This is a genomic window from Limnohabitans sp. DM1, assembly GCF_001269385.1.
Lineage (GTDB): Bacteria > Pseudomonadota > Gammaproteobacteria > Burkholderiales > Burkholderiaceae_C > Limnohabitans_A.
The window spans coordinates 109,522-131,057 of record NZ_CXOO01000015.1 but is presented as its reverse complement, the minus strand read 5'-3'; the positions used below and the strand labels follow the sequence as shown (position 1 = coordinate 131,057).

The following is a 21,536-nucleotide window of genomic DNA, read 5'->3' as shown; positions in this document are numbered from 1 at the left end:
CGGCATTCCAGCCGATTCTCCTCAAAAGCACCCAAAAACAGGCGAAAATGTCGTCTGTTGACCACCTCACCCCAGCCCACAAGGCTGAAGCTTGAAAAAAACATCAAAGGTAGACAAATGATCGTCCTGAAGGCCACCCAAGACAAATTGCTGTCGGTCCTGCAATCCGTGTCCGGCATTGTCGAGCGCCGCCACACCCTGCCCGTGCTGGCCAACGTGCTGATCCGCAAAACGGGCCACGCCGTTCAGCTGACCACCAGCGACTTGGAAATCCAGATCCGGACCACGGCCGAGATGGAAGGCGACCCAGGCGACTTCACCACCACCGTGGGCGCCCGCAAACTCATCGACATCCTGCGCACCATGCCCGCTGACCAAACCGTCAGCCTCGAGTCGTCGCAAGGCAAGCTGATCTTGAAGGGCGGCAAGTCCAAGTTCACCTTGCAGACGCTGCCCGCCGAAGACTTCCCGCTGGTGCAAGAAGCCGCCAGCTTCGGCCCCGTGTTCAGCGTGCCGCAAAAAACCCTCAAGCAATTGCTCGGTCAGGTCTCGTTTGCCATGGCCGTGCACGACATCCGTTACTACCTCAACGGCATCTTGTTTGTGGCCGAAGGCAACCGCCTGAGCCTGGTCGCCACCGACGGCCACCGCCTGGCCTTCACCGCCGCCACGCTCGACGTCGAAGTGCCCACCAAACAAGAAGTCATCTTGCCGCGCAAAACCGTGCTCGAGCTGCAGCGCTTGCTGTCGGACGCCGACGGCGCGATCGAGATGCAATTCGCCAACAACCAGGCCAAGTTCAGCTTTGACGGCATGGAGTTCGTGACCAAGCTGGTCGAGGGCAAGTTCCCCGACTACAACCGCGTCATCCCCAAAGGCCACAGCAACAACCTGACCCTGGGCCGCCAAGCCCTGCTGTCTTGCTTGCAGCGCACCGCCATCCTGACCAGCGACAAGTTCAAGGGCGTGCGCCTGAACCTGGACCCCGGCAGCTTGCGCGTGGCCTCGACCAACGCCGAACAAGAAGAAGCCGTGGACGAACTCGACATCGACTACGGTGGCGACAGCATCGAAATCGGCTTCAACGTGACCTACATCATCGACGTGCTCAGCAACATGGGCCAGGATATGGTCCGCATTGATCTGGCAGACGGCAACAGCTCGGCGCTGATCACGATCCCCGAGAACGACAACTTCAAATATGTGGTGATGCCCATGCGCATTTAAGGCGAAAGCCCACAAGGCCCACCTTATCGAAACCCGCGACCCCTCGCGGGTTTCGGCCATTCAAGCGACAGAGAAAATTGAACATGACCGACGACATCAAGCCCAGCGAAGACGCCTTCACCACCGCGCAACCCAAGATTGACGCCCACCAGGCGGGCGCATCCGAAGGCTACGGCGAAGGCTCCATCCAGATCCTGGAAGGCCTGGAAGCGGTGCGCAAGCGCCCCGGCATGTACATCGGTGACACCTCTGACGGCACCGGTCTGCACCACCTCGTGTTCGAGGTCGTGGACAACTCGATTGACGAAGCGCTGGCGGGCCACTGCGACGACATCGTCGTCACCATCCACAGTGACAACTCGATCAGCGTGACCGACAACGGCCGCGGCATCCCCACGGGCGTGAAGATGGACGACAAGCACGAGCCCAAGCGCAGTGCTTCCGAGATCGCTTTGACAGAACTGCACGCCGGCGGCAAGTTCAACCAAAACAGCTACAAGGTCTCGGGCGGTTTGCACGGCGTGGGCGTGTCTTGCGTCAACGCGTTGAGCAAGTGGCTGCGCCTGACGGTGCGCCGCGAAGGCAAAGTGCACCAGATCGACTTTGCCAAAGGCTTTGTGCAAAACCGTTTGCTCGAAACCGTGGACGGCGTCGAAGTCTCGCCCATGCGCGTGACGGGTGCCACCGACAAGCGCGGCACCGAAGTGCACTTCTTGCCCGACGTGGAAATCTTCACGCAGAACACCGATTTCCATTACGAAATTCTGGCCAAGCGTTTGCGTGAACTGTCCTTCCTGAACAACGGCGTGCGCATTCGCCTCAAAGACGAGCGCAGCGGCAAAGAAGACGACTTCTCGGGTGCCGGTGGCGTCAAAGGCTTTGTGGACTTCATCAACGCCAACAAAAAGGTGTTGCACCCCAACGCCTTCCACGCCAACGGCGAGCGCCCGGCCGACAGCTACGGCGGCATCCCCGGCACCAGCATCGGTGTCGAAGTGGCCATGCAGTGGAACGACGGCTACAACGAGAGCGTGCTGTGCTTCACCAACAACATCCCGCAGCGTGACGGCGGCACCCACCTCACCGGCCTGCGTGCCGCGATGACCCGCGTCATCAGCAAGTACATCGAGAAAAACGAGATCGCCAAAAAGCAAAAAGTCGAAGTCAGTGGCGACGACATGCGCGAAGGCCTGTGCTGTGTGCTGAGCGTCAAAGTGCCCGAGCCCAAGTTCAGCAGCCAGACCAAAGACAAGCTGGTGTCGAGTGAAGTGCGCGCCCCGGTGGAAGACATCGTGGCCAAAGCCCTGACCGACTTTTTGGAAGAGCGCCCGAACGACGCCAAGATCATCTGCGGCAAGATTGTCGAAGCCGCCCGCGCCCGCGAAGCCGCCCGCAAAGCCCGCGAAATGACACGCCGCAAAGGCGTGCTCGACGGCATGGGCCTGCCCGGCAAACTGGCCGACTGCCAGGAAAAAGACCCGGCCCTGTGCGAAATCTACATCGTCGAGGGCGACTCCGCCGGTGGCTCGGCCAAACAAGGCCGCGACCGTAAGTTTCAGGCCATCCTGCCCCTGCGCGGCAAGATCCTGAACGTCGAAAAAGCCCGCTACGAAAAGCTGCTGACCAGCAACGAAATCGTCACGCTCATCACCGCCTTGGGCACCGGCATTGGCAAGGCCAGCGCCGAATCCGGCAAGAGCGGCACCGACGACTTCAACGTCGACAAACTGCGCTACCACCGCATCATCATCATGACCGACGCCGACGTGGACGGCGCGCACATCCGCACCTTGCTGCTGACCTTCTTCTACCGCCAGATGCCCGACCTGGTCGAGCGCGGTCACATCTACATCGCTCAGCCACCACTCTACAAAGTCAAAGCGGGCAAAGAAGAGCTGTACCTCAAAGACGGTCCGGCGCTCGACGGCTTTTTGCTGCGCATCGCGCTCAAAGATGCCAGCATCAGCACCGGCGGCACTGCGCCGCAAGTGCTGACGGGCGAGACGCTGGAAGCCCTGGCCCGCAAGCACCAAGTGGCTGAACACGTCATTGCCCGCTTGTCCAACTTCATGGATGCCGAAGCCCTGCGGGCCATGGCCGACGGCGTGTCACTGAACCTGGACAACATGGAGCAAGCCGCTGCATGCGCCCCTGCGCTGCAAGCCAAATTGCGCGAACTCAACACCACCGGCATCCCGGCCGAAGTGACCGCCGAGTTCGATGTGCGCACCGACAAACCCATTCTGCGCATCAGCCGCCGCCACCACGGCAACATCAAGAGCAGCATCATCACGCAAGACTTTGTGCACGGCGCCGACTACGGCGCTCTGGCCGAAGCGGCCGACACCTTCCGTGGTTTGCTGGGCGAAGGCGCCAAGGCCACCCGCGGTGAAGGCGAGCGCCAGAAAGAAGAAAAAGTGGGCGACTTCCGCCAAGCCATGCATTGGCTCATCAGCGAAGCCGAACGCACCACCAGCCGCCAACGCTACAAAGGCTTGGGCGAGATGAACCCCGCCCAGCTGTGGGAAACCACCATGGACCCCACCGTGCGCCGCCTGCTGCGCGTGCAGATCGACGACGCCATCGAAGCCGACCGCGTGTTCACCATGCTCATGGGCGACGAAGTCGAGCCACGCCGCCACTTCATCGAAAGCAACGCGCTGCGGGCGGGGAATATTGATATTTGATTTGGCAGGCTTCATAGAAGCTCCGCAAATTTTCAAATCAGAAAGGCCCGGGATACCGGGCCTTTTTTTTCCATTAACGGCACAAAGAACCAAAGCACATTGAATCGCCGCGGATTTGAATTACCACCAACAGTAGGCGATCCTCTCGAAATCGGTCGGACTCGGGCTCTCTCGCGCCAACTAAGTGACCAGGGCCGAGCGTAAGAATTCAAGCATACGCGACCACGAATCGCGACTGGCATAGGCGGTGCCTTCCGCAGTACCGCCTGCGTCCAGTTCCTCGCCGCTGATCGGGTGCTGGAAGCGGTTCATGGTAGTTGGTGCATTGGGCCATGCAATGTCGTGCCCGGCGTCTTCGTAGCTCAAGTGCTCAAGCTGGTGAGGAAATCCGGCGGACCGCATCCGCTTCACCGCAAGGTCGGCCAGTTCCGCCGAAGGCCTGACACCATCGGCCCTGCCTGAGATCAGCATCACTGGACCCGCGATCCGCTCAACTTCGATGCAGAGATCTCCCACGGAGCCTCTCTGCAACAGCTGACTGTAAAAGCTGTGCGTAGTGAGTGCGCTGGTCCCCGAATTTTCGCGAGCGAATGGCACTTCCCGGTCTTGCCACGTCCAAGCTGGAGATTGACCATCGGGATAGCCACTCCCTACTATTACGCTTGGCACATAGGCCACCACCGCTCGCACCGCGGGATAATGGGCACCGACCAGCAAAGCCAGTTCACCGCCGCGCGAGCATCCCAGCATACCGATCTGTCCGCTCTGCACTTCTGCTTGTTTTCGCAGCCAGTCAATTGCACCGCCGAAATACTCCAAGGGAATGTGCTTGAGTTCGGAAGACTGGCCCTCCCCTCCGAAGTACGATAGTGCCAACGAGGAGAAACCGTGGCAAGCAAGCAGCGCGGCAACCTGTGCGGACCAGGTGAGTCCTCCAACGGATCCCCCCACGACCAGCACCGTGGGCCTTGGCTCGGCGGCGTGGGCCGGCGTACAGAACCTACCCACCAAGCCGTCCTCCTGGACGATCCGCGAGGTAACGTCTTCGCGGTAAACGCGGCGGATCGTATGCGCTAACTCCCGTCCAGCCGCCGAAACAGTCAGAATCGCGGTCAATGGATCCTCCGGAACATTTGCCGGAGGCGGCCCCGCATGCTGCACACGTGACCAGAACAGGCCCATAGGGTGGACGTTCCGATAGGACCCCTCGACGGGCGCATGGGAAGTGAGATCGACAGTGCCATCCCGATCAGCGACAAACGTTGCACTGGCGGCGAAGAAACTGCCGTTGGCCCCTAAGTTGCGCAGACTGAGCTCGACCCTTTCGCCCGGTCGCACGCCAAGTACGCGCACGGCTAGTTCGCGGTCCACCAGGCATTGAGAGGGAAGCGGCTCGAGTCGCATGCTGCCGGGTCGCTTACGCGCCCAATTCGTACTCAAAGTTACATGGCAGCCCCTCAGAAGTGCTGTCGGCAGCGTCTGTGGACTGCACGCTGGCACGGCGCTGGCGTCGCGCTGCGGGCGATGGGGCCAAATCCAAATCCTGCAGCTTGCGCCCCACTTTGTCGTCGGCTGCTAAGGCGTTGAAATCTGCCTGCAGCCCAAGCACCGCCAGCACGCGCAGATAAGTGCCCAAAGTGGCACCCGCATCGCCGGCTTCGACCTTGTAAACCGAAGTGCGCGACATGCCTGGCCGCTGCGCCACCACGGCCGTGCTCAGTTTGCGGCGCAAACGCGCCAGCCGCAGGCGCTCGCCCAAGGCGGTGAGCAGCGTTTGCTCTTGGGGAAAAACAACGGGTGGCTTGCTTGGCATTTGGCCATTATGGATAAAAACTATAACTTTTTGTCCATTTTGGACAAGAATTAAACCCAACCGCGACTTCATCGAGAGCAACGCACTGCAAGCCAAGCTGCGCGAACTCAACACCACCGGCATCCCGGCCGAAGTGGCCGCCGAATTTGACGTGCGCACCGACAAACCCATCTTGCGCATCAGCCGCCGCCACCACGGCAACATCAAGAGCAGCGTCATCACGCAAGACTTCGTGCGCGGCGCCGACTACGCCGCACTGTCCGAAGCTGCCGAAACCTTCCGTGGCCTGCTCAGTGAAGGTGCCAAAGCCCTGCGCGGCGAAGGCGAACGCCAGAAAGAAGAAAAAGTGGGTGACTTCCGCCAGGCCATGCACTGGCTCATCAGCGAAGCCGAACGCACCACCAGCCGCCAGCGCTACAAAGGCTTGGGCGAGATGAACCCCGCCCAGCTGTGGGAAACCACCATGGACCCCACCGTGCGCCGCCTGCTGCGCGTGCAGATCGACGACGCCATCGAAGCCGACCGCGTGTTCACCATGCTCATGGGCGACGAAGTCGAGCCACGCCGCAACTTCATCGAGACCAACGCGCTGCGGGCGGGGAATATTGATATTTGAGTGGGCAGGGTCGTAGATTGACCGTGTTCAGAAAGCGAAAAGCCCCGGTGAACCCACCAAGGCTGTAGCGCCGACCGGGAACCCCCAATCCACTTGATTCGTAGTCAAAAGCAAAAAATGACTGGCCTATAACGCCATCGAAGTCGAGCCACGCCGCCACTTCATTGACAGCAACGCCTTGCGGGCTTGGAGTATTGCGCAACAGGGTGGGGATAGATATTTTGTAGGAGCCCACCCTGTGGGCGATGGTTTGCAGGGCGATGTTGTTTGAGGGCGTGTTCCACGCCCATCGCCCACGGGGTGGGCTCCTACAGCAATTCGCAGCATGCCCAGCCACGGCATGCGGCCACCATGATGGCCAAGTCGTGCGATCACAATACCTTCAATTCACCCCCCAGGAGCCTTTATGAAATCCCGTGCAGCCGTCGCCTTCGAAGCAGGTCAGCCTTTGCAAATTGTCGAGATTGACGTCGCGCCACCGCGCAAAGGCGAGGTGCTGGTCAAAATCACGCACACCGGCATCTGCCACACCGACGCCTTCACGCTCTCGGGCGAAGACCCCGAAGGGCTGTTTCCGGTCGTGTTGGGCCATGAGGGCGCGGGCATTGTGGTCGAGGTGGGCGAGGGCGTTACCAGCGTTCAGCCCGGCGACCACGTCATTCCGCTCTACACCGCCGAGTGCGGTGAATGCCTGTTTTGCAAGTCGGGCAAAACCAATCTGTGCGTGGCCGTGCGTGCCACGCAGGGCAAGGGCGTCATGCCCGACGGCACCACGCGCTTTTCTTACCAAGGCCAGCCGCTTTACCACTACATGGGCTGCTCCACCTTCAGCGAATACACCGTCGTGGCCGAGGTCTCGCTGGCCAAAATCCGCCCCGACGCCAACCCCGAGCAGGTGTGCCTGCTGGGCTGCGGCGTGACCACCGGGCTGGGCGCGGTCAAAAACACGGCCAAGGTGCAAGAAGGTGACACGGTGGCCGTGTTTGGCCTGGGCGGCATTGGCCTGGCCGTGGTGCAAGGCGCCAAGCTGGCCAAAGCCGGGCGCATCATCGCCATTGACACCAACCCCAGCAAGTTCGATCTGGCACGCACCTTTGGCGCGACCGACTGCGTCAACCCCAAAGACCACGACAAGCCCATTCAACAAGTCATCGTCGAGTCGACCGGCTGGGGCGTGGACCACAGCTTTGAATGCATCGGCAACACCCAGGTCATGCGGGCCGCGCTCGAGTGCGCGCACCGCGGCTGGGGCCAGTCGGTCATCATCGGCGTGGCCGGTGCTGGCCAGGAAATCTCCACCCGTCCGTTCCAATTGGTCACCGGCCGCCGCTGGATGGGCACTGCCTTTGGCGGCGTCAAAGGCCGCAGCGAACTGCCCGGTATGGTGGACGACGCCATGGCCGGGCGCATCGCTCTGGCCCCGTTTGTCACGCACACCATGGGGCTGAGCGGCATCAACCACGCGTTTGACTTGATGCACAAAGGCGAGTCCATCCGCTCGGTGGTGCACTTTGAAGGCGACGCATGAAACGCATCGAACAACACGCCAGCTTTGGCGGTCGGCAAGAAGTCTGGGCGCACACCTCCAGCACCCTGGGCTGCGAGATGCGCGTGGCGGTGTACCTGCCCGAGGCAGCGCTGCGCGGCGAGAAATGCCCTGTGCTGTATTGGTTGTCGGGCCTGACCTGCACCGAACAAAACTTCATCACCAAAGCCGGTGCACAAGCGCATGCGGCGCGGCATGGCGTGATCGTGGTGGCGCCCGACACCAGCCCACGCGGCGAAGCCGTGGCCAACGACGATGCCTACGACCTGGGCCAGGGCGCAGGCTTTTACGTCAACGCCACACAAGCCCCTTGGGCCGCGCACTACCGCATGCAGGACTATGTGGCCGTTGAGTTGCCCAACTGGATCGAGCAACACTTTGCCGCCAGCGATTCACGCGGCATCTTTGGCCATTCGATGGGCGGGCACGGCGCGTTGGTCACGGCGCTGCGCCACCCGGGCCGCTACCGCAGTGTGTCGGCGTTTGCGCCTATCGCCGCGCCATCGCAAGTGCCCTGGGGCCAAAAGGCCTTGGGCGCCTACCTGGGCGCAGACCCGCAGGCTTGGTGTGCATGGGATGCCACAGAACTGGTGGCCACTGCGCGCCAGGAAAAGCTGCACCTGTTGGTGGACCAAGGCGACGCCGACGAGTTTTTGGCGCAACTTTGCCCGGAACTGTTGCAAGCCGCCTGCGAGGCAGCGGGCCACCCGCTGACGCTGCGCATGCAGCCGGGGTATGACCACAGCTACTACTTCATCGCCACGTTCTTGGGCGATCACTTTGATCACCACGCGAAATATTGGTAGGCCCGCAGGGCGGCCATGGCGGCAGCGTGTGATTTAACTGGCGCGGCGTGAGTGGAATATCAATATTTGATCGATTTGAATCCTCATGTCATCAAAACCCTGTTTTGGCGACATGACAGGGGTGACGTGTACTCGCCAAGAACATGAAGGCCTCCTCATGGTTTTCAGCGGCACGGCATGCCACCAAGGGGCTGGCCGTTTTGGGCGGGGTTGCCAAGCCTTTACGATCAACGTCATGAATGCAGCCATCGACGTGAAGCACATTCTTCCAGTCTGGGAGCAGTTCCGTGCCGCAACTGACATCACCCCCATCCGGGATGAAGCGCACTGCGCGCGCATGACCGAGATGCTCCAAGCCCTGCTGGATGAAACCCAAGGCGAAGAAAAGCATCCCGCGATGGGCTTGGTCGACATCGTGGGCGATCTGATCGAGGACTATGAAGCCAAGCATCACCCTCTGCCCGAAGTCACGGGTGTGGAAGCTCTGAAATTCCTGATGGAACAACACGGCCTGAAGCAAAGCGATCTGAGCGAGATCGGCAGTCAGGGTGTCGTGTCCGAAATCCTGACGGGCAAACGCGAACTCAACATTCGTCAAGTGCGCGCGCTCAGCGAACGGTTTGGCGTTTCTGCCGCGACCTTTGTGTAAGGGCGTGGAACTCGGGCAATGCCGCGCCATGAAGGCCAAAGGAAACCTTCGGACGCTGTAGGCACCGCCCATATGGCAGGGCCAGCGATGCACCCGTCAACCCGCCCCGCTTTGCAGCCCAAACACAATGCTCATGGGCCTGCTGCCCTGGTGCGACTGGTAGCGCACCCGGCCGTGGTACGTGAAGGGTCCCGCTTTGCCTGCAAGCTCAGGCCCTGAATGCTGACGCCCACCTTTTAGGCCATCGGCTGCCTTTTTGTAGGAGCCCACCCTGTGGGCGATGTGCGAGGAACGCGCCCTCAATAAGGTTCAACAGGCTCGGGGCGACTTTAGACTGGAAACTGTTTGATGTTGAGCCAGATGAGACGCGCCATTGGGCGTGACTCGCCTTGAATACCGGCGATGCAAGCCTGTTTCATGGCCTCATTCCCAATGGGTTGCCAGTCTAATGACAAGCCTGCATTTGTTGCGATTTGCGTCACAAGAAGCCTTTGAACTCGCCCGTTTCCCTCTCGAAAAGGATGGACAAAATTCAATTGCACCAAAAATTCCCCCATGAACTCGCCGAACGCTTGAGGGTTGGCACCTTTCAAATAATCTTCCTTGGCAAGGCCTGAAAAAAGTGTGTCCAACTTGGCAGCAATCTCCTGGTGCCTGAGGAAATGTGTATCGCCTTTGGCGATGTCTACTTGGCGATACTGACCGGCCCACGGATACACCTCTGAAAACACTTGTTCATGCAAGGCGCAAAGATGTAAGGCGGTGAAGCTTTTTGGAGCAGGCTCTTTGAGTATTTTTTGAATCTGAACCCCTGCAATATCCGCCTCCACCTCATTCAAAGAGGCTGAATCGGTGATGCCAAAATTATTCTTGAGTACCCCGTTCTCAAGGGCATACGGGTCCAGTTCAGCGTTGTAACCCTCAACGTAATAGTGATCATCGTCCTGCATGATGTTCAGTCTTTGGCGTACTGACGTGCTCTTTCAATGATGGACTGAATCGCTTGAGCATGGGTCATGGTGCCACTGTCAATCGACTGCATGAGGGCCAACCCCTTGTTGCTGGGGCGAATGCCATCCACAGCCAAAATAGCCAAGGCTTGGCTAGATGCCCACGATCCCGGTTGGGATGGCGTGGTGTTTTTGGGGTGGTGATTGGGCGTGTTCATGGCTGGAATAGATCATGGCAGTGTATCTTTACCCGAGTCGAAGTCAAAGTCAGATGAATGACATCAAAAAGTTGCCGAAACGCGCGCCCAAAGGACAGGCACCATGCAGTCTTGAGCAACAGGCAAGAGATAGCTTTTGTGCAGGAGCCCACCCCGTGGGCGATGAGCTGTCCTTGTGGGAGCCCACCCTGTGGGCGATGGGCGTGGGACACGTCCTCAACTTCGCCCTGCAAACCATCGCCCACAGGGGTGGGCTCCCACACCAACAAAAATCGCCGCCCACACGCAGGGCCAGCGATGCAGCCGTCAATCCGCCCCGCTTTACAGCCCAAACACAATGCTCATGGGCCTGCTGCCCTGGTGCGACTGGTAGCGCACGCGGCCGTGGTACGTGAAGGGTGCGGCCTTGCCGACAGCCAGCTTGGTGTCGCGCACAAAGAGATGGATGTTGATGCCCAAAGCAGCGTGAATTCCGTCGCTGACTCAGGTGTTGATGTTTGCCACCAGCCCCATCACTCATTTCAAGCCGTACCACACACCGCGTCCGCTACCGTGCTGCTCCAGATGGTTGCGCTCGGCCAGGTCGCGGAAATGCAGCTTGAGGGTGTTGCGATTGGCACCCGTCAATTGGATGGCATCCATCATCGTGACGCGCCCGTGCTCTCTGGCAAATTCCACGATCTGCAGTGACAGCTCGGGCAGGGTGGCCAGCACGATCTTTTCGCGCTCAACCTTCTTCTCCAGGCGCCGCACCTGCTCTGCCAGCGAGCGCAAGAAGAACACCAGCCATGGCTGCCAGTTGGGCGCATCCGTGCGGATGGTTCCTTGTGTCCGGTGTCTGAACGCAACATGAAACCAATATTGCACCCATTAACACCCATTTAGAAAGCGCATCCTGTGAATGGATGAAAGTCGATACCCAGTGTGGCATGCCGAGTGATCACATCAACGCAACCCATTCGCCCAGGAAACCATCGCCCACACGCAGGGCCAGCGATATACCCGTCAATCCGCCCCGCTTTGCAGCCCAAACACAATGCTCATGGGCCTGCTGCCCTGGTGCGACTGGTAGCGCACCCGGCCGTGGTACGTGAAGGGTGCGGCTTTGCCCACAGCCAGCTTGGGGTCGCGCACAAAGAGATGGATGTCGATGCCTAAAGCGGCGTGGCGGATGATTTCGTCGCCGCGTTTGCTGGTCGGGTCGGTGGCGTTTTGGCTTTGCCAGTGAAAGTGCGTGTCATCGATCCAGTGGTCCATGTACTTGTGCTCGTCAGCCCTGGCTTGCAGACAGAATTTCAAGTAACATGTTCGTTTAATCGATCATTCAATCAATAAATATCGATTTAACGAACATGAAAATCAATCAATCTGCCATGCTCATGCCGTCGCAGCAAGAAGAATGCGCCCGCTTGGGGCAACTTCTGGCGCGCCTGCGGTTGGCGCGTCAAGTCAAACAGGCTGACGCTGCACTGCGTGCAGGGCTGTCTCGCAACACGGCCTATCGCCTTGAAAAGGGAGAGCCCGGCATCGCGCTTGGCCAAGTTTTGCGCTATCTGCAGGCCATCTCGCCAGGCAGCACCCTTTTGGACTTGTTGACTGAAAAAGACCCGGCGTTGCTGGCGCTCAGTGCGCGTGAGAAAACCCAGCGGGTCCGTGACCTGAGCGCGGCAGAGCGTGAAGAACTGGACTTTTAAGGCAAGAAGCAGATGACCGCCAAAACCTTGAAACTGATGGTCTTTGCTCACCTTGGGCAGGACTGGAAGCCCTGTGGGCAGCTGCTCATGACGGAAGAAAACACCGAGGTACTTGCTTCGAGTTTTGCTTACGGCATGAACTACGCACGTCGGCCAGATGCGCTGGAAATTGATCCAATCAGCCTCAGTCTGCAAAAGCTCGATGACGTGTTGGGCAAGCGGCTCTTGCCTGCCAAGCAATTGCCCATGTTCGGCGGAATACGCGATGCGGCACCTGACTCGTGGGGTCGTCGTGTCATTGAAACCAAGCTCAAAGTGCCAACCAACAGCCTGCCAGAGTCTCAATATTTGTTGCATGCAGGCAGCGACCGCGTGGGGGCGCTCGACATCAGAACCAGCATTCACGATGGTCCACGCCACGGCCCTCATGTTTCACACGACCTAACGCACCTCATGGAGGCTGCAGACCGCATTGAAGAAGGGCTGCCCGTACCTGCGCACCTCGAAGCCATTTTTGTCGATGGCACGGGACTCGGTGGTGCACGGCCCAAAGCCTCGGTGCGTGATGCCCATGGCGTGCTGTGGATCGCCAAGTTTTCGAGTCAGAAAGACAGTTTCGATGTGCCCGGCGTAGAAAGTGCCGCACTTCGGCTGGCCGCAGAGGCTGGTTTGAATGTGCCCGCACTCGACATGCGCACCATCGGTGACCGCAAGATCATGCTCATTCGGCGCTTCGACCGCTACTGGCTTGCACCCGATGGTGTTGTTGGAGAGTCTGACCACTTGTATCAAACGCAACCGGGAGAAGGCCGAACAGAGCACCGCCTGGGGTTTGTCAGCGGCTTGACCATGGTCGCTTGCGACGAAACCGAGTCGCGCACCAAGGCTTACACCGACCTCGCCCAGGCCGTGCGTGAGCACTGCCACCCCAGCGTCATCCGTGCAGACAACGCAGAACTTTTCAAGCGCATGGTCTTCAACATCCTGGTGAGCAACGACGACGACCACCTGCGTAACCACGGCTTTTTGTGGGACCCCAGGCTGCCCGGCTGGCGCTTGAGCCCGCTGTACGACGTCTTGCCCCGAGCAAGCCACGACACCGAGCGCTTCTTGCATCTGGGCGTGGGCCCTCAAGGGCGACTGGCCACCTTGGACAACGCACTGGCCTCGCATGCACGGTTCACCCTCTCCAAGGCCGAAGCCGCGCAAATGATGGCGCAGGTCTGGCAGACCGTCAGGGCGTGGAAAGTCTATTTTGAGCAATTCGGCGTCACGGACACGGAAATCGGCAAGATCGCACCAGCGTTCCGGCATTTGGACGACGTGTCGACGCCCGAACTGCGCAAGTTGCTGCCGTAGTTCAGGCGCGGCGCAGCCAGCAAGCCAGCCGCAGGTGCAAAGGCTGTGAACCGGGGCCTGCAAATTGAGCCCTGCAAATTACCCCACCGCCGCATCCAACCCAAACACAATGCTCATGGGCCTGCTGCCCTGGTGCGACTGGTAGCGCACCCGGCCGTGGTACGTGAACGGTGCGGCCTTGCCGACAGCCAGCTTGGTGTCGCGCACAAAGAGATGGATGTCGATGCCTAAAGCGGCGTGGCGGATGATCTCGTCGCCGCGTTTGCTGGTCGGGTCGGTGGCGTTCTGGCTTTGCCAGTGAAAGTGCGTGTCATCGATCCAGTGGTCGATGTACTTGTGCTCGTCAGCCCGGCCTTGTTTGTTGAGCGTGACCAGCAGGATGTGCGCCTTTTTCTGGGCCAGCACCACATGGCCGACATTCCAATTGCCGGGGTTGTAGGCCTCGCCAAACAGCGCCGGAATGTCTTCGCGCATGAAAGACTCACCGAGCGCCAGATCCAGTGGGTCGATGATGTTGCGCAGGCGAGCGAGCGTGCGCATGTCGTCGGTGGCCGTCAGGTCTTCGTAGTCCGGGTTGTTGGCTTTCAGAATGTATTGGCCATCGCGGCCCTTGGTGACCACCCGCAGCAGGTATTGGTTGTCGCCGCTGTCGTCTTGCCGCTCGATGGCCACCACATTGCCCGTGATCGAGCCTGCCCGACTGGGCGTGATCAACTCCAGCAGCAAATAGTCACCGTCCAGCACCGGGTTTTTGCCGCCGTTCATCGAGTTACCCGATGCGCGGGCAATGAAGTGGCGACTGGGGTCCAGCGTGCCATAGGCCAGCGGCAAAGCCCGGTGCTCTTCGGCGTCTGCACGGCCGGTTTTGAAATGGCCGCACGCGATTGCTTCCCCGATAGCCCCAATTCTTTGTCAGCATTGAAAAATTTCTTGCATCTAGTCGTTGATGATTTTTGTTTTCGTGCGTCAAAAATAACTAATTTAAATTACATTTGAGTGGATCAATGTGGTCTTTTAAGAACTAACGAGCTCATTCATGGTTTGGCGCGATAAATGCAGACGGTCAAGTTAGAGCGAACAGAGTTCATTTTTTATCTTGACGGTCATGCTTTCCCAACGATTGCATGACGTGTAGTTTTTTAGTTGCAGGTAACCCCCGATCATGAAACGTCGCACTAGAGATTTCGTAGCCTTGTTCAATGCATTCTGGTACAGAGACTTCCCGATAACACCTGACCGAAACGATATCAGTCGGCGTGCTCTTTGGACGACCCATATCGCTTCCACGGTAAAGATGGCGGCGGATCACCTCGGTTTGTATACCTGCTTCGAAACGGGTGGAAAAACTGACGCTGTAATCCAGGACTCAAACCGTAAAGTTTGGGCGAAAGCAGAATGGGAATGGGCACAGGCGAAATCTGAAACGGTTAACGAAATTAAAAAGTTGGCAGATGCTGCAAGCGAAGCGGATACTTTTTTCTTTGTTGGTTACAGCCGTACTGATGATGAGTCTCATCAATCAAATCTTGAAGCTATCGGACAGCAGTGGGTTGGTACCAATAAGCCGCTAGTTGTATTCCTCGTGACTTTTTCACTATCAAAGAAGAGGCGACACTTTCAGGAACTGCAAACGCACGTATTTGTTGACGGCGACCATAAGCGGGTGCGTGTACAAGAAGCACTTCCATGGCAAGTACCTGGAACCAAATGGCAGGCCACAGTTAATTCAAATGTGAATGAATAGCACCTCGCCATTGCGTTGACGACTTCGTGACTGGGCCTTTCGGTATCTTCTAATTTCCAACGTCGAAAAATAAATCATGCCACTTTTCATTACACAAGAAACAGCTGTTTTTGGAACATCGATTCCGTTATCGGACTTTGCCCCTCTACTTGCAGCGCATCGGGCAAGATACCAGAGCACCCTCGATATTGAGAAGAAGGGTGTTGAGTTGCAGCAAGCTAATTTCCCTACCCAAGCAGTTCAAGATTTCGTTACTGCAGTGTGTACGTGGGGGGGCTACGCTGGAATTAGCGGCCGAATTCTCAAAAGAAACAGCCTTGAAGCGATTGCAAATGCTTTAAGGAGTGCAGTGAACCAACTCAATGCAGAAAAACCAAACGTAGCAGGGGCACTTGCTTGCATCAATGCACTGGATAGTCTGGGTACACCATCATTTGCTTCGAAGCACTTGCGGTTTCTGAGACCAGACATTTGCCCTGTTTTCGATTCCCTGCTTCAAGAAGCGCTCCCGTATTCTTTTGATGCAACAGGCTATGCACAGTTTTCAAAAGACTGCTGCAGCCTTGCAAAGACACTGACGCAGCAAAAAAACAGTGCCGCACCGGATCGTGAAATGGGTGAGTGGTGTGCCGCTGATGTTGAGGGAGCCATCTTTGCCTACGTCACAGAGTTAAAAAATTGAAACCTTGTCGAAGGGTCCAAGACCAACCACGGCATCAGATCCCTGTAGGTGGTTTTCAGGTGCAGCCACTTAATCGGTTGCACTAGAAAGAAACAACTTTTGCCACCGTCATCAAAGTCGCCAAGTCCGTTGCAAACGGATATCCCTTGTGGACATTGGCTGGTAGGTTCGGAAGATTTTGAAATGCCCACTCAAAACCCTCAAACTCAACGGCTGGTTCAACATTGAAAAGCACGTAAGCTTTTCGTGTTGGCGGTGTGGGGTAGCCCAATCCAACCAACTCTGTATCGCTGACCAGACTGGGGCCTTGCTCCAACTGGGTCATGCGGAACAGGCCCGGCAATGCATTGCCATCGGGGCCATGCAGCAATAAATACTGGGCACCAACAATCTGAGGCGTCAAACGTAAAGCACCATCCGTGTTGCCCAAGCGGAAGTTGTAAAGCTTCTCATCCCTGATCCATTTCAGATGATGTTCATCTTTGTACCAACCCAACAGTACCGCAGTGTCCGCTGGTGGTGTGTGGCGTTTTAAGCCGGTTCTCTCGGGGACCACTTGGTACAAAGCACGTTGATCTTCGGCTAATTGAGGGCCGTGTGATTGATAGCTTTTAAAGTTCTCGTAGGTTTGGCGTTCGCGGGCAGTGGTGCGATCGCACACATGGGCCACCACATCGCGCAGAAATTTTTGCAGGGCATCTGTGCCATTGCCGGGCCGTAACGCAAAAGCTCCCAGCCCCGGCAGAACTTCATGAAAACCTTTGAACGGTTCGCCGTCTTGCTTATCGCCGGGGTACACCACATAAGCGCCATGAGAACGCCGAATGGCATCGCGGTAGGCATGCATTTTCAGCAAGTCAGCGCGCTTGTAGGTCCCCGATGATTCGGCTTGTTTGATTTCATCTTGTTCGGGAAAACTTTCGTCATCGCCTGAGCCATCTGAAACGGTTGGGGACGACAAAAGATCTGCCGCTTGCTCAAGTCGGTACTTGGCATCGAAATGCACATGCACCATCAACTCTTGCGCTTCAGCTTGCGCCTCGGTAAATCCAACTGGCCACAAGCTCAGTGTGTAGTCGGGGCGCATGTTTTTTGTCCATGAACCTGTTTGACTTGTGGACTTGTTGCTGCTGAAAGTGCGGTTGTAGCTAAACCGCACTTCAAGTGTGCGCCCAGGTTGTTTGGATGTGCCGCTTAGAGCTAAGTGCCTGCCTGAACGCAGTTTCAAACCAAAGCCGTCACCTGTTGGTTCAATCAGCTGTTTGATATCGGGCATGTCCAGATTGAACACATCCTTTACCGTGCGCAGCAATTCAAAGTACACCCAGTACTCGTACAGCGTGGCCACATCACGCTGGCCCATACCGTAGACACGCTCCCCGCCCGCCCAGACCAGCTTGGCTGCCATGGCAAATTGCGACCAGGCTTGCAGCACCTGGCGGTAGCCTTCGCGGCGTTGAAGCGTAGGGCTTCCCAGCGGCAAAAAGGTGGGTTCGCCTGCATGGCGCAATGCATCACAACCCAGGGCTTGATCAAGCTTGTTGCTGAGCGCGTCAAGCTCGCTACGCAATCGGTCATGCTTGGCTGACTGCAAGGCATCCTTGACTCGCATCTCGGCCAAGAACTGGCGAAAGCTGCGCAACGCAAATTTCACAAAACGGTTTTCAGGTGTATCGGTGGTTCGGCTGTTTTGCCGAACGGTGATGCGTTCGGGCAAGGTGGGCAAAATTGGATGCAAGCTATGGCCATGCGGCACAGCCATCCGGCGGCTGCCAGAAGCAAGTTGCCGCACCAGCTTGCCAGATGGCTTAAAGCCGCGCACCACTGGCTGTTGTGTTTCTTCTTGCGTCCATGTTTCGTGCGGGTGGCTGGCTATGCGCTGCAAAGCGTGTTCAAAACTGGGCGTGTTGAGCAGCGCACGCACAAAAGCGAATTGCTGACCTAAGGTGGTCTCGTGACCAGTGACATCTGGTGTTGCCTTGAACTGACTGGCTGCTTGCCAGTCTTGCAGCAAACCCACGCAATGCGCGGTGATGTCGTTGAGCATCAGTTGGTAGTCGGTGCGATAACCCAATTTGCGCGAGCGCACCTCTACACGCGTGGTGCCCACGGGTTGCCCTGACGCATCTTGCACCGTTAGGTTGAGTGTTCCAGTGGCTAGGCCGGGGTTGAGCACACCGCAATGCTGCCGTGAGTGCAGCTTACTTTGCAGCACCACATCCGTGCTGGCCCCCCAGTTGGTGGGCGACAGTCTCCAAGATTTGTTATCGGTGAGCTCGTATTCGTACCGAGCCCCCTCTAGGACTTGCACCTCTGCCTCGCCCAGGGCGGCGGCCTCGCTGGCGATCAATACCACCAAGGCATCTGGGCTAGACCCTTGCGGCACCAGTTCCAATTGGCCTATGGTCTTGCCCAGGGGATCAACAATCGTGGCGTATGCCATGTGTGTTGGCCTGTCGATCAGTTTTCAGCAAAGCTGGTAAAGCCTTCGTCTTTCAGGCGCTTTTGCATGCGGTCCACTTTGTTTTTGGTCAAAGGCAAATCGTGATCCTCGGCAAACTTTTTTAAGGTATCCAATACACCAGACAGTTTGCGTGCGGAGCCATGCAGTTTAGGCATGAGTTTTTGCATTACCTGTGCGTCCAGTGCGTCTTTGTATTGCCAGCCTTCGCCGCTCAGCTCACGGTGGATTGCAACGAATCGCGCAATCTCTTTGGCGCTGCGGTAACCAAACTCAGCACCGACATCAGAGAGTGGCGTGAACAAAGCCAGCAAGTCCTGCTGCAACTTAGTGGCATCAGCTGGGTCAAGGCTGGCGTCTGCTTTGGCACGCGACACAAATGCCGCGGCATAGTGAGCACCTTGACCCGCCAATACCTTCATATTGACCGAAGCAGCAGGTGCGGCCAGGAATGCTTCCATTTGCTCGGGTGCAACGCGAAACTCAATCACGTTGGCTCTGTCAAGCACCTTCGGGCTAAACATATAGGTGGTTTCGTCCACGTTGACCGTGCCGATGATGAACACATTGGGCGGTAGAGCTTGTCGTGCCGGTATATCCAGGCCCCCGTCAGCTTTGAGTGTGCCTTGGCCATGCAAGGCCAGCTCGGGGCTGGAAGACTCCATGGCTGACAAAAAGTCGGCGAAATACCGTTCCACATGAGAGAGGTTCATCTCATCCAGGATCAGAAAGTGGGGTGCTTCGGGTTTTTTGTAGGCTTGGTCGAGCAACTGCAATATGCCACTCGCTGGGGCGCAATACCGCTTGTCATTGATTGCATCAGGATAACCCAGCAGTGGCTCGTTGTTTGTCCAGTCGGCACCCACGGCAACAATACAAATTTGGTTTGCTGGCTCATTGGCTAACCAGTAGGCCAGGGCTTCTGCAAGCTTCGTTTTGCCAGATCCCGAGAGACCCGTGAGGAGGACAAATTGCTTGGTAATTTGCGCTGAGACAAATCGTGTGACTTGATCCTCTGAGAATGTTAGGCCGATTGCATTTACATTTTTCAGAAGAAGATCAATCATGCCCCCCGTGTTTGGCTGGCTAGTTCTTTCTAGTGTGCCTGCCCCGTCGGAACATGAAAGTTCGGTCAATAATTTAGAGTCCCAAATACACCAGGCGGCATCTTTAGAAGAATCTTCTTTTGCAATGGCTCCGATAGCCTCCATTATTCCAAGTAATCGATGGAGTCTGCGTTCGGGCGTTGCTAAGAAATTGCTTGTGTTATTTTCAGCACCTAGTAGTGCGGCATTGATGTCATCGCCTTTTCTATAGCCAAGCATTACTCCAAAGTAAATTTCTCTAAAAGATAGTGATTTTCCTGCTGCCAAAAAAGCAGATGCAAGATGCGCGAAGGGCTTTTCATTGTTCTCAGTCCAGTTTTTAGAAAAATATTTCAAAAACTCTCTTGGGCTAATACGGCCTTCAACAACATCTTTACCTAATTTCGTTAATTTGAATTGTTGTGATCTAAGATCTACCAGGCCAGTTGCAGTCCATGGCTTTGAGTAGTCACGAAACAATGAGCGGCGCTCATTATTTCCTTCAACTTTAAGCCAGCCGCGTTTCGGGAGTTTTTCCTCTAGTTCTGCGTATATTGGCGAATCGGGATTGTGAACATCTTCACCTTCGTGTCTTGAGATAATTTTTAATGTTTCAAAAAGAACTTTGTTTTCCCACAAACCTTCGCGGCCATTGTCAATGGTTGTCCATGCCTCATACATCGCTTATGTCTTCCTTGAAAAGATGATTTTGACTTAATAGGTCAACTATTTCCTTAAGGGGTTTTTTGGGGTGATTAAAGAAATTGCTTGCAATTTCCCTTCCGATAACAGCAGCTAATATCGGAGGGACTGCGTTTCCTATTTGACGAATAGGATGGCGTGATGTACCGGAAAAATCCCACCAGTCAGGAAAAGTTTGAATGCGAGCTGACTCACGGGGTGACACTTCCCTTGGCTCATGTGGGTGAACATGTCCTTTGCCACCGCCCTTGTCAGATCCAACAATAATCGTATAACTTGGTCGATTAGGATCAAGTCTGTTAATTCTTGTTTTATGATCACGTTCGCCAAAGATAAGTGATTCATATCGATCAATTATGCGTTGACTATGTTCCCGTCCATAATGATTGGCTAGTTTTTCACCTAAAGGTGGTAGCCCCTTGAACGCATCGCCTACTGTGCGTTTTCGCAAATGCGTTTTATCTTTATCTTCTTTCTTCTCGTCAAAGCATAATGGTGGTATGTTGCTTAGTGACTTGCCGATTCGAGTGCCAATGATAAATACTCGATCTCTAGATTGTGGTACGCCATAATCAGATGCATTTAGTCTGTGAACTGAAATTTCATATGATAAATCATTTGACGGATTACTTAAAATCTCACACAGTTCTTTGAAAGTTTCTCCGCCGTGAATTGTAAGTAGGCCAAAAACATTTTCAAATACAAAGGATTTTGGTTGTAATTCGGATAATAATCTAATGTATTGTTGTGGAAGTTGCCCTCTTGGATCTTTTATGCCCAAGCGCTTGCCAAAAACGCTAAATGCCTGACAAGGTGGACCACCTGCAAGTAAGTCAGTTTCGCCAGGTTTTAGATTTGCTTTCTCCATAACTAAATTTGAGCTAAGGCTTAAAATATCAGCTTCGTGAATAACCGCATTTGACAGGAAAGGCTTGCCTAGCTTGGCCGCTTTTTCTTTTCCTTTTTTTAAAGTTTCACAGCTGTGATGATCAATGTCGGTTGCAAATACCGTTTCAAATCCTGCTGCCTCAAGACCTAAATCTAAACCACCGCCCCCGCTAAACAAGGAAACCAGTTTCAAAGGCTTTAATCCATTTTTCTTTGACATTCTTTAATCCAAAACAATTATTAATTTCGAAGACGTAATCTGGGTCACAGTACTGTGAAAATGAGCTTACGTGAAGAATTTGTTGCGCTTAACAATGATTTTTTGATGCACATCGAACTCGACGCTATCTGTTTTAAGCACTAATGCCGTGGCCTCACAGCATCTGCGTAGTGTGCCGTAATTCTGAGC

General features: G+C 56.2%; 19 protein-coding genes and 1 pseudogene. 10 read left to right on the top strand and 10 right to left on the bottom strand.

Features of this window, described 5'->3' with window-relative positions:
• Window positions 1-117: 117 nt before the first annotated feature.
• Window positions 118-1,227 carry a DNA polymerase III subunit beta gene (gene dnaN, locus AMM33_RS06805; protein WP_090139803.1) on the top strand — a complete coding sequence of 370 codons (1,110 nt, stop codon included), beginning with the start codon at window positions 118-120 and terminating at the stop codon, window positions 1,225-1,227.
• An 83-nt stretch (window positions 1,228-1,310) separates the two neighbouring features.
• Window positions 1,311-3,914: a DNA topoisomerase (ATP-hydrolyzing) subunit B gene (gene gyrB / locus AMM33_RS06800; protein ID WP_090139800.1), complete on the top strand. Its 2,604-nt coding sequence runs from the start codon at window positions 1,311-1,313 to the stop codon at window positions 3,912-3,914.
• 180 nt (window positions 3,915-4,094) lie between these two features.
• Here the strand turns inward: gyrB (AMM33_RS06800) and AMM33_RS06795 are convergent, their stop codons facing one another.
• Window positions 4,095-5,285 (bottom strand): acyl-CoA thioesterase/bile acid-CoA:amino acid N-acyltransferase family protein, encoded by a 1,191-nt coding sequence (locus tag AMM33_RS06795; RefSeq protein WP_194945284.1) that lies wholly within the window; start codon window positions 5,283-5,285, stop codon window positions 4,095-4,097.
• Between the two features lie 46 nt (window positions 5,286-5,331).
• The gene (locus tag AMM33_RS06790) at window positions 5,332-5,727 is read right to left on the bottom strand and encodes a helix-turn-helix domain-containing protein (protein WP_090139797.1); all 396 of its coding nucleotides are present in this window, start codon (window positions 5,725-5,727) and stop codon (window positions 5,332-5,334) included.
• 82 nt (window positions 5,728-5,809) lie between these two features.
• Between AMM33_RS06790 and gyrB (AMM33_RS06785) the strand changes: the two are divergent.
• The 4 genes and pseudogenes from gyrB (AMM33_RS06785) to AMM33_RS06770 form a co-directional block, all read left to right on the top strand.
• A pseudogene (gene gyrB, locus AMM33_RS06785) lies at window positions 5,810-6,343 on the top strand (DNA gyrase subunit B); the annotation flags it as partial.
• Between the two features lie 406 nt (window positions 6,344-6,749).
• Window positions 6,750-7,871, top strand: coding sequence for an S-(hydroxymethyl)glutathione dehydrogenase/class III alcohol dehydrogenase (locus AMM33_RS06780; RefSeq protein WP_090139795.1), 1,122 nt, complete (start codon window positions 6,750-6,752; stop codon window positions 7,869-7,871).
• A complete protein-coding gene (gene fghA, locus AMM33_RS06775) occupies window positions 7,868-8,695 on the top strand; it encodes an S-formylglutathione hydrolase (protein WP_090139792.1) in 828 nt (275 codons plus the stop codon). Before AMM33_RS06780 ends, fghA begins: the two co-directional genes overlap by 4 nt.
• Before the next feature lie 235 nt (window positions 8,696-8,930).
• A complete protein-coding gene (locus tag AMM33_RS06770; RefSeq protein WP_228767988.1) occupies window positions 8,931-9,344 on the top strand; it encodes a helix-turn-helix domain-containing protein in 414 nt (137 codons plus the stop codon).
• Between the two features lie 329 nt (window positions 9,345-9,673).
• Here the strand turns inward: AMM33_RS06770 and AMM33_RS06765 are convergent, their stop codons facing one another.
• From AMM33_RS06765 to AMM33_RS06750, 4 genes are all read right to left on the bottom strand, one after another.
• The gene (locus AMM33_RS06765) at window positions 9,674-10,294 is read right to left on the bottom strand and encodes a Fic/DOC family protein (RefSeq protein ID WP_090139790.1); all 621 of its coding nucleotides are present in this window, start codon (window positions 10,292-10,294) and stop codon (window positions 9,674-9,676) included.
• 5 nt (window positions 10,295-10,299) lie between these two features.
• The gene (locus AMM33_RS06760) at window positions 10,300-10,512 is read right to left on the bottom strand and encodes an antitoxin VbhA family protein (RefSeq protein WP_090139789.1); all 213 of its coding nucleotides are present in this window, start codon (window positions 10,510-10,512) and stop codon (window positions 10,300-10,302) included.
• Window positions 10,513-11,028: 516 nt separating this feature from the next.
• Window positions 11,029-11,286 (bottom strand): putative DNA binding domain-containing protein, encoded by a 258-nt coding sequence (locus tag AMM33_RS06755; protein WP_228767987.1) that lies wholly within the window; start codon window positions 11,284-11,286, stop codon window positions 11,029-11,031.
• A 231-nt stretch (window positions 11,287-11,517) separates the two neighbouring features.
• Window positions 11,518-11,811, bottom strand: a complete 294-nt coding sequence (locus AMM33_RS06750; RefSeq protein ID WP_255350677.1) for a DUF3427 domain-containing protein — start codon at window positions 11,809-11,811, stop codon at window positions 11,518-11,520.
• 53 nt (window positions 11,812-11,864) lie between these two features.
• On the opposite strand from AMM33_RS06750, the gene AMM33_RS06745 reads away from it, so the two are divergent.
• Together AMM33_RS06745 and AMM33_RS06740 are read left to right on the top strand one after the other, a co-directional pair.
• On the top strand, window positions 11,865-12,206 hold the full coding sequence (locus tag AMM33_RS06745; protein WP_090139787.1) for a helix-turn-helix domain-containing protein: 342 nt from the start codon (window positions 11,865-11,867) through the stop codon (window positions 12,204-12,206).
• Window positions 12,207-12,218: 12 nt separating this feature from the next.
• Window positions 12,219-13,565: a type II toxin-antitoxin system HipA family toxin gene (locus AMM33_RS06740; RefSeq protein ID WP_090139785.1), complete on the top strand. Its 1,347-nt coding sequence runs from the start codon at window positions 12,219-12,221 to the stop codon at window positions 13,563-13,565.
• Between the two features lie 78 nt (window positions 13,566-13,643).
• Here AMM33_RS06740 and AMM33_RS06735 read toward each other — a convergent pair whose 3' ends face one another.
• Complete coding sequence (locus tag AMM33_RS06735; protein WP_255350678.1) at window positions 13,644-14,450, bottom strand: DUF3427 domain-containing protein; 807 nt, start codon at window positions 14,448-14,450, stop codon at window positions 13,644-13,646.
• A gap of 277 nt (window positions 14,451-14,727) precedes the next feature.
• Here AMM33_RS06735 and AMM33_RS06730 point away from each other — a divergent pair, with 277 nt between their 5' ends.
• Window positions 14,728-15,309: a hypothetical protein gene (locus AMM33_RS06730; RefSeq protein ID WP_090139781.1), complete on the top strand. Its 582-nt coding sequence runs from the start codon at window positions 14,728-14,730 to the stop codon at window positions 15,307-15,309.
• A 76-nt stretch (window positions 15,310-15,385) separates the two neighbouring features.
• Window positions 15,386-15,991, top strand: coding sequence for a hypothetical protein (locus AMM33_RS21825; protein WP_194945283.1), 606 nt, complete (start codon window positions 15,386-15,388; stop codon window positions 15,989-15,991).
• A gap of 82 nt (window positions 15,992-16,073) precedes the next feature.
• On the opposite strand, the gene AMM33_RS06725 is transcribed toward AMM33_RS21825, so the two are convergent.
• Genes AMM33_RS06725 through AMM33_RS06715 form a run of 3 tightly spaced genes read right to left on the bottom strand, consistent with a single transcriptional unit; the run spans window position 16,074 to window position 21,347 of the window.
• Window positions 16,074-18,434: a DUF2357 domain-containing protein gene (locus tag AMM33_RS06725; RefSeq protein ID WP_090139779.1), complete on the bottom strand. Its 2,361-nt coding sequence runs from the start codon at window positions 18,432-18,434 to the stop codon at window positions 16,074-16,076.
• A gap of 17 nt (window positions 18,435-18,451) precedes the next feature.
• Window positions 18,452-20,218 (bottom strand): McrB family protein, encoded by a 1,767-nt coding sequence (locus tag AMM33_RS21820; RefSeq protein WP_194945282.1) that lies wholly within the window; start codon window positions 20,216-20,218, stop codon window positions 18,452-18,454.
• A complete protein-coding gene (locus AMM33_RS06715; protein ID WP_090139774.1) occupies window positions 20,211-21,347 on the bottom strand; it encodes a DNA cytosine methyltransferase in 1,137 nt (378 codons plus the stop codon). The genes AMM33_RS21820 and AMM33_RS06715 overlap by 8 nt, the downstream gene beginning before the upstream one ends.
• Window positions 21,348-21,536: the final 189 nt, after the last annotated feature.